The sequence below is a fragment of the Bartonella sp. TS25HLJMH genome (assembly GCF_042193505.1).
Lineage (GTDB): Bacteria > Pseudomonadota > Alphaproteobacteria > Rhizobiales > Rhizobiaceae > Bartonella > Bartonella grahamii.
Genome location: NZ_JBHILV010000032.1, coordinates 1 through 8,580, shown reverse-complemented (window position 1 = coordinate 8,580; position 8,580 = coordinate 1). Strand labels below are relative to the sequence as shown.

2 protein-coding genes and 2 pseudogenes are annotated in these 8,580 nt (G+C 38.0%); all 4 read left to right on the top strand.

Features of this window, described 5'->3' with window-relative positions:
- Nucleotides 1–340, top strand: a 340-nt coding sequence (locus ACFINF_RS08415) for a YadA-like family protein (RefSeq protein ID WP_375620479.1), incomplete at its 5' end; no start/stop codon positions are given.
- 187 nt (nt 341–527) lie between these two features.
- Nucleotides 528–900 (top strand): annotated as a pseudogene (locus ACFINF_RS08410) (YadA-like family protein); the annotation flags it as partial.
- 1,133 nt (nt 901–2,033) lie between these two features.
- Entirely contained in the window at nt 2,034–5,441 is a 3,408-nt protein-coding gene (locus ACFINF_RS08405; protein WP_375620478.1) for a YadA-like family protein, read from the top strand.
- Between the two features lie 1,233 nt (nt 5,442–6,674).
- Nucleotides 6,675–8,580 (top strand): annotated as a pseudogene (locus ACFINF_RS08400) (hypothetical protein); the annotation flags it as partial.

Below are 8,580 nucleotides of genomic sequence, written 5' to 3'. Positions count from 1 at the left end.
TACGGATGATCAAGTCAATAGTTTTGTCAATAATGGCGTTAACGAGGCGAAATCCTATACGGATATGAAGTTTGAGACGTTAAATTATGCTATTGAGGATGTTCGCAAGGAAGCAAGACAAGCAGCAGCGATTGGTTTAGCGGTGTCCAACTTACGTTACAATGATGCACCAGGAAAGTTAAGTGTTGCACTTGGTAGTGGTATATGGCTCAATCAGGCTGCATTTGCTATTGGGGCTGGTTATACATCTGAAGATGGAAATACTCGCTCTAGTCTATCTGTGACAAATGCCGGAGGGCGCTGGGGTGTAGGTGTGGGATTAAGCTTAACTCTCAATTAATAAAATTCACTACTATTATTTTCAAAAACGCTCCTGTCTATACAAGACAGGAGGGAAAAGGATTACACGATTAAAAGAACGGTTCCCACAAATAATAATGCCAGCATTAATATTGAAAATAAAACAGAGAAAAGGAGTGAAGAGTAGCGTATTTTACGCAAATTTGACAGGAGTCGTGGAGGGGGCTGGTTGGTTGTTACATGACAGTGAGCAGCAGATTAAGACAGTTTTTGATGATGCTAAAAAGTATACGGATGATCAAGTCAATACTATAGTTAATAATGCTGTTAACGAGGCGAAATCGTATACGGATATGAAGTTTGAAACGTTGAGTTATGCCATTGAAGATGTTTGAAAAGAAGCAAGACAAGCAGCGGCTGTTGGTTTGGCAGTGGTAGGTTTACGTTACAACGATACACTAGGGAAGTTGAGTGTTTCATTTGGTACGGGTTTTATGGCGCAGTAAATCCGCATTTTCCTTTGGTGCTGGTTATACATCAGAGAACGAATTCATTCATTCTAACCGATCTGTCACGAGTGCAAGGAGCCACTGGGGGTAAGTACAGGAGTAAACTCACCGCTGAATTAATAATAAAAAAAATTCATTTACTCTTGTCTCATCAGACGAGGGTAAAAATTTTATAAAGAGGTGATATTTTACACAGAAATTCATAGAGTAGTATACTTATAAAGTTTTATAACAATGTATTCTGTAGTAATAATCTTGTGGGACAGATTTTAGTTACAGCGAAGCATTCTAACAAAAAAATTTACAAATGCAGAGTAATGTCTTCATATAAATTAATAGAGCGCGCAATCGCACAATATTTTAAAACTGCACGGTTTATAATTTTATAATAGAAATATCCATTGGGGGTATGCTTGAAGAAATAATAAAAAATCTCATTTTTTATTATTTCTTTGTATGCAGAAGTTAGAATGATTAAGCAAGACTCACTTTGATCAAAACAGGGGTATTAAAAGCATAACAATACACCAGCACTTTCATAAAAGCCCAAAGTGTAAACAACGAGGCTATGAATTCAGAACTATTTCATGAATCAGAAAGACGCGTTATGTAAAAAATAATTAATTCATTTTTTTCCTTGCTATTTTTTTTATAGTCTGTAAGAATACGATAGATTATTTAAAAGGTACTAAGAATCTTTGAATCTTTTCGCAAAGCGGGGTGCGGTAAACCATGAAAAAATCACACAATCACTATCATTTTATTTCAAAAAGCTTTGAGAGGTATAAATCCAAAGCTCAAGGGTGCCTCGCCTATTTTCATAACAAAAGCGCAATAGCCCTACAAAAAACGCTCTAAGCCACTCATCAAACAACCTAACCCTTCTCCGCGATAAATATCCTTTATTGCCTCTTCAACACACAACACCTAATAATAGTACGCAAACATGTCTCATTTATACTTCTTTTACCTTTCTTCACCTTTAAATTTAAAGGCTTTGCTAAAAAAAGAAAATCCTCCGTAAAAGGGGGAAATAAAAATCTTATTAATTGGGCTATCAATCAACGTCGACCACAATCTCATTGAGATCTTAGATAGTCCTCTTCCTTATTATGACAACCCTAATCTTTTATAAAACAAGAAAAAAACAAACTCCGGAGCCTAATAGCACCGGAATATGTCTTTTTAATGTTTTTAATATTTTTCTTACTTGGAGAATTTATTATGAAAAAAACATATACCACACCACACACGCTAGCAGTGAGTAATTTAAAAAGTTCTTGCTCGCCTTATCGATTACCTTTTATTAAAACGCTTTCATTGGTTTCAGTGGCTGTCTTTTTATCAAATGCTTCTCCTGTTTCTGCTTGTGATCTGTGGGGTAATGTAGCAACGTATTTTGGTGGTGGTGCAGATATACGTAAAAGTATTGCGCCAACCTATGTAATTGACGGTAACGTGTATAGAGATGTTGGCTCTGCGTTTTGGGGAGTAGATAATGCATTCAGAGGTGTAAAGGATGAATTCAACGGTGTAAAAAATGAATTCACAAATTTTAAACTTAATATAGGAAATACTATTAAGTATGAGGTTGGAAACGCTGTTGATAATGCATTTGCAGGTTGGGGAAATGTTTGGGGGTTATATCAGAAGGAAATTAATAATAAAATTGATAAAATCTTGTCTGATATGATTGTTAAGCAAGATTCTGCAGGGACTATTACAATTGGTGCGAACAAAAGGGGTTATATAGTAGACGTTGCAAATAATTCTCATGAGGATCGGTTTATTACTGGTGTTCGTGGTGGTTCTGTTACCGCAACATCGAATTACGCAGTCAATGGTTCCCAGCTTTATAAATTGGGTGCTGGGTTTGCGAAGTCTTTTGGTGGTGGTGCTAGCTATAAAGATGGGAACTGGAGTGCTCCTACTTTTACAGTTAATGTCTTTGATAAGAATGGTAAGGGGACTCAGAAAAAATATAATAATGTCGCAGATGCCTTTACTGGCGTAAGTAATTCTGTCACGAATCTTGATAAAAAGATTGAAAATGTAGTCACTAATGCGACAGGGAATAGTCTTGTTAAGCAAAATGATAAAGGGCTTATTACAATTGGTGGAAAAGTAAGTGGAACTAAAGTAAGCATTGCAAACGTTGATAATGCGGCACGGACTCTTTCCGGTGTTAAGGCTGGTTCGATTACAGCAGCATCCACTGATGCGATAAATGGTTCTCAACTTTATTCCATGAGCAATGTCGTTGCGAGATATTTTAGTGGAGATGCTGGATATGGTGAAGATGGAAGCTGGAATGCTCCTACTTTTACAGTTAAAGTCTTTGATGAGAATGGTAATGGAGCTGAAACGCAATATGGAAATGTTGCGGAGGCACTTTCTGGTGTAAATAGTTCTTTTACAAATCTTGATAAAAAGATTGAAAATATAGTCATTAATGGGACAGGCGATAGTTTTATTAAGCAAAATAGCGCTGGGCTTATTACCATTGGGGGAAGCAAAAGTGGCGATAGAATAGACATTGGAAACAATGTTAATGTCCCACGAATTCTCTCTGGCGTTAAGGGTGGTGCATTTACGAAAAACTCGACTGAAGCAGTAAATGGTGGCCAGCTTTATTATATGTCTCAGGCATTTGCAAATTATTTTGGCGGTGGTGCTGGATATAATGAAGAGGGGAAATGGTCTGGTCCTACTTTTACAGTTAAAGTCTTTGATAAGGATGGTAATGAGAGTGAGAAAAAATATAATAATGTCGCGGATGCATTTTCTGGCGTAAATAGTGCTTTCACAGTTTTGAATAATCAGATTATTGATATAAAAAATAACTCTGGTATTGATGAAAAAAGTCGTAATTCTGAAGATGGTGATTTGAATGATATTATTTCAGAAGGCTTTCCTTTTATGAGAAGCTTATCTGTGGAAACCTTACCTCGTGCTCTAGGTGACTTGAAGGATGCAACTACGGTAACTGTTGCGGCTAAATCACCATTAAAACAAATAAGTTTTATGAATAGTGAAGGTGAAAGCCGGCGTCTTTTTGATATTGCTGCTGGTGAGATTTCAGCAACGTCGACTGATGCTGTAACTGGTTCTCAGCTCTATTCGATGAACAACCAGATTGCTACTTACTTCGGTGGTGGTTCTGGTTATAAAAATGGAAATTGGATATCTCCTACTTTCACAATTAAAGCCTTTGATGAGAATGGTAATGAGACTGAGAACACGTATACGAGTGTTGCGGATGCATTTGCCGGCGTGAATAGTGCTTTCACAGCTTTGAATAATCAGATTGTTGATATAAAGGATAACGTTGGTATTGGTGAAACAGGGAAGGCATCTCAAAATGGTGATCTGGAGTATATTTCAGAAGGCTTTCCTTTTATGAGAAGCTTACCTCTTGCCATGGATGAAGAAGAATATGCCATGGGTGATGATGGGACTCTGCCTCCGGTAACTATTTCTCCTGACATAGAATCAACTCAAGTAAGTCTTATGACTACTTCAGGTAAAAAACGGAGTCTTTTTGGTCTTGTGAATGGTAATATTTCTGCTAACTCAGACGAAGCAATCAATGGTTCCCAACTTTATGATTTCGGCAACAAGGTTGCTACTTATTTCGGTGGTGGTGCTCGATATACTGAAAAAGACGGCTCATGGACACCTCCAACCTTTAAGGTTATGACGTTTGGTGACGGCGGTGTTGTGATTGACTCGAGAGAGTATCGTGATGTAGCTAGCGCGTTTAATAGTGTACGTCAGAGCATGTTGGCGATCAATACACGTCTTGAGGCTGTTGAACAGAAGGAAACCCCTAGCGTAGCCTCCAATGGATTCCCATGGGACGCAGGAAAAGAAGGGTATGACGCTAGTCATGATGGTAAGCCCAGCAAGATTGTCAATGTAGAGAAGGGTGTTCTTGTAGAAAATTCAACAGACGCCGTGAATGGAGGACAGCTCTGGGAGACGAATGAAAAGGTAGCAGCAGTTGAAACCAAGGTCACAGCAGTTGAAAACAAGGTAACAGAAGTTGAAAACAAGGTAACAGAAGTTGAAAACAAGGTGAATCTTGCGGTTAGCTATGATGTTGATAAAGAAAGCGGAAAGAAAATCAATAGCATCACTCTAAAAGGTGCCGATGACAGTGAACCTGTTTTGATTGCTAATGTTAAAGATGGCGAAATTAAAAACGGCTCTAAGCACGCAGTGAATGGTGGTCAGTTACATGATTATACCGAGGAGCAGATGAAGCTTACTCTTTCTAAAGCGAACAAGTATACGGATGAGAGAATTAATAGTCTTGTCAATGATAGTGTTAACGAGGCGAAATCCTATACCGATATGAAGTTTGACGCACTAAGTTATGATATTACGAATGTGCGCAAAGAGGCAAGGCAAGCAGCAGCGATTGGTTTGGCAGTGTCTAACTTACGTTACTTCGATGATCCAGGATCTGTAAGTGTTTCATTTGGTGGTGGTTTTTGGCGTGGACAATCTGCCTTTGCTATTGGTGCAGGTTATACATCTGAAGATGGCAAGATTCGTTCTAATCTATCAGCGACCAGTGCCGGAGGTCAGTGGGGCGTAGGTGGTGGAATAACTCTGAAATTAAGATAATATCAGAGTATATGAAAAACTACAATTTAAGCGAAGTTTCGCCCTTGTCTCATCAGACAAGGGCGAAATTTTATATTATAGAGAAGTAATATTTTACAGAGAAAGCCATAGAGTAGTATACTTATATAGAGTAGTATACTTATAAAGTCTCATAACAATATATTCTATAGTAAGAATCTTAGTGAGATTTATTTTAATGAGAAGTGAAGCACTTTAACAAAAATTTTACAAATACAGAGTAATACTCTCATATAAATTGATAGAGTGCGTAATCGCACAGTATTTTAAAACTGTACGTTCTATAATTTCATTGATAGAAAATATCCATTGGGGGGATACGTTTAAAAAAGTAAAAATCCCATTTTATTATTTTATTTATTTGCTCTGTACATAGCAGTAGCAATCATGAGGTATGCAACAGCGGCAATTATGAGTAAGACTCATTTTGATCAAAATGGGATACCTCAAACAAACTATGAAACAGAAGCTCTAGACAAGTCTATAATGCATGAAATCTATGAATTTTAAAGTTATAAGGATATTTCACGATTGTATAAATCGGAAAGACTCATTCTGTAAAAATAATTAAATTCATTTTCTTCTTGCTATTTTACTCAACAGTCTATAAAACTATAAAAATAGTCTTTAGTAAGACTCATTCTGGTAAAAACAGAAAAATTTCTCGCAAAGGGAGGTGCGACGGATCATGAAAAAATTACACAACCATCCTCGTTTTATTTTAAAGCTCTTCAAGCTAAAAAATCTAAAACCCGAGAGTATGTCGCTTATCCCTACGATAAAAGCGCAATGATTTCACAACAAATACTCTAAATCATTCGCCGGACAACTTAACCTTTTTCCACAACAATACCTTATAGCCTCTTAAGCATACAAAATGATCTCTTTCACTTTAAAAACTATAAACCGCAGATCTAACAATAGCGTGCAAATATGTCCTCTTCGTATCCGTTCTATCTATTTCCTCCCCCTCAAATTCAGATTTGTTGCAAAAACAGCACTCTTCTTAAAGGCGAAAAAAATCAAAAACCCATTAACCAAATCGCTAATCAACCTTAACCGCAGCCTTGCCGAAATTCTAATTACTTCCGTTCGCCTCTGCGACAAACCTAAACTTTGTAAAGAACAAACAAAACCACACCACAAAATCATCCCTAGCGCTGAAATGTGTTTTTTTTATGTTCTGAATATGTTTTTTTACTTGGAGAATTTGTTATGAAAAAATTATATACCACATCAAAAGCGTCAGTGGTGAATGATTTTAAAAATTCTTGCTCGCTTTATCGATTACTTTTTATTAAAGCGCTTTCATTGGCTTCAGTGATTATCTTTTTATCAAATATTTCTCCTGTTTCTGCTAATACTCAGATTTTTAATAACATATCAAGCGGTTTTAGTGGCGGTACAAATGTGCTTAAAGCCATTCCACCAGCCTATGTTGTTGGCAGTAAATTATATAAAGATAGTGGCTCTGCATTTATAGAGGATGAAGATGCCTTCAAAAATTTAAATCCTAATATTAAGTTTCAAACGCAACTTGCACTTGATACTGCATTTGCGGGTAGGGAAAGTTCTAAGGATGAAGATTCCTTCAGAAATATAAATCCTAATATTAAGTTTCAAACGCAACCTGCACTTGATACTGCACTTACGGGTAAGGAAAGTTCTAAGAAGGAAAGTTCTAAGAATGTAGCGGATGCATTTTCTAGCGTGAAAAGTGCTTTCACAAGTTTAAATCATCAACTTGAACTTGCTGAGATAAAGAATCCCCCTGCTATTGAAGAGAAACAAAATAATCTATCTCAAGGTCATGATCAGCATAAGAATATAGAAGGTTTAATCCGTGGATTAGGTCGGGATGATGAGGAAAGGATGGTAACTGTTGCTCCTAAGTCACCATTAACTATAGTAACTTTTCGGAGTAGTGAAGGTAAAGATCGAGTTCTTAGGGATGTTGCTGCTGGTAGTCTCGCAAAAGGCTCAACCGAGGTGGTAAATGGTTCCCAGATTTATGCAATAAACGAAAGGCTTGGAAACATTCTTGGCGGTGCTTATAGCGTGGACCCAGCGACTGGAATTTGGATACCCGGTCGCCTGAGTGCACCGACCTACCAGAACGGCTTAGTGCCGATCATCGACGATGCCTCTGTAGCTGTTATGGGTGTATCTGTAGGTCAGGGTTTCAAGCGCATTAGTAGAGACATTAGGCATACTCTAAAAGCTTTAGGCGGTGGTGCTGGCTTTGATCCTAAAGTTAAAGATGATTCTGATGCTTGGATTGATCCGACTTACGAAATCTCCAATGTTTCTGAAGATGGTAAAGTGGGAAAGACAAGCTTCAATGATGTTGGTAGTGCATTTGCGGGTCTTGATACGAGTGTTAAGAATGTGAATACGCATCTAGCGAATGAGATCAAAAAGTTTGATGAAAAACTAAGCAATATTACTCAAGCATCTCAAGGTGATTTCTTGTCGTGGGACAAGACTAAAGGCGCCTTTGTGGCCTTGCATGGGGAAAAGGACAGCAAAACAAACAGCAAGATTACATCCCTTGCAAATGGAGACATTACTTCAACCTCAAGCGATGCTGTAGCTGGTAACCAGCTTCATACCCTAGGGAGCAGTGTTGCAAAGTCTTTAGGCGGTGCTGCTAGCTATGAGAATGGCGCTTGGACCGCTCCTCAATTCACGGTTAAGACCTTCAAAGAAGATGGCAGCGTCACAGATGCGACTTATGAAAATGTTGCATCTGCCTTTGCCGGTGTTGGTGATTCATTCGAGAACGTTAAAGATACATTCAAGAATGTTAAGGATGAAATTACTAAAGAGATTGAAAAAGACATCACCCTTGCTCAAGGTGACGCCTTGTTGTGGGACAAGACTACAGGCGCCTTTGTGGCAACGCATGGGGAAAAGGACAGCAAAACCAATAGCAAGATTACATCCCTTGCAAATGGAGACATTACTTCAACTTCAAGCGATGCTGTAGCGGGTAATCAGCTTCATACCCTAGGGAGCAGTGTTGCAAAATCTTTAGGCGGTGCTGCTAGCTATGAGAATGGAGAATGGGTAGCTCCTACATTCAAGGTTAAGACCGTTAATGAATCTGGTACTGAAATTG

Coding starts and splice junctions, on each gene's coding strand:
- ACFINF_RS08405 (WP_375620478.1), top strand. CDS start 2,034: ATGAAAAAAACATATACCACACCACACACGCTAGCAGTGAGTAATTTA.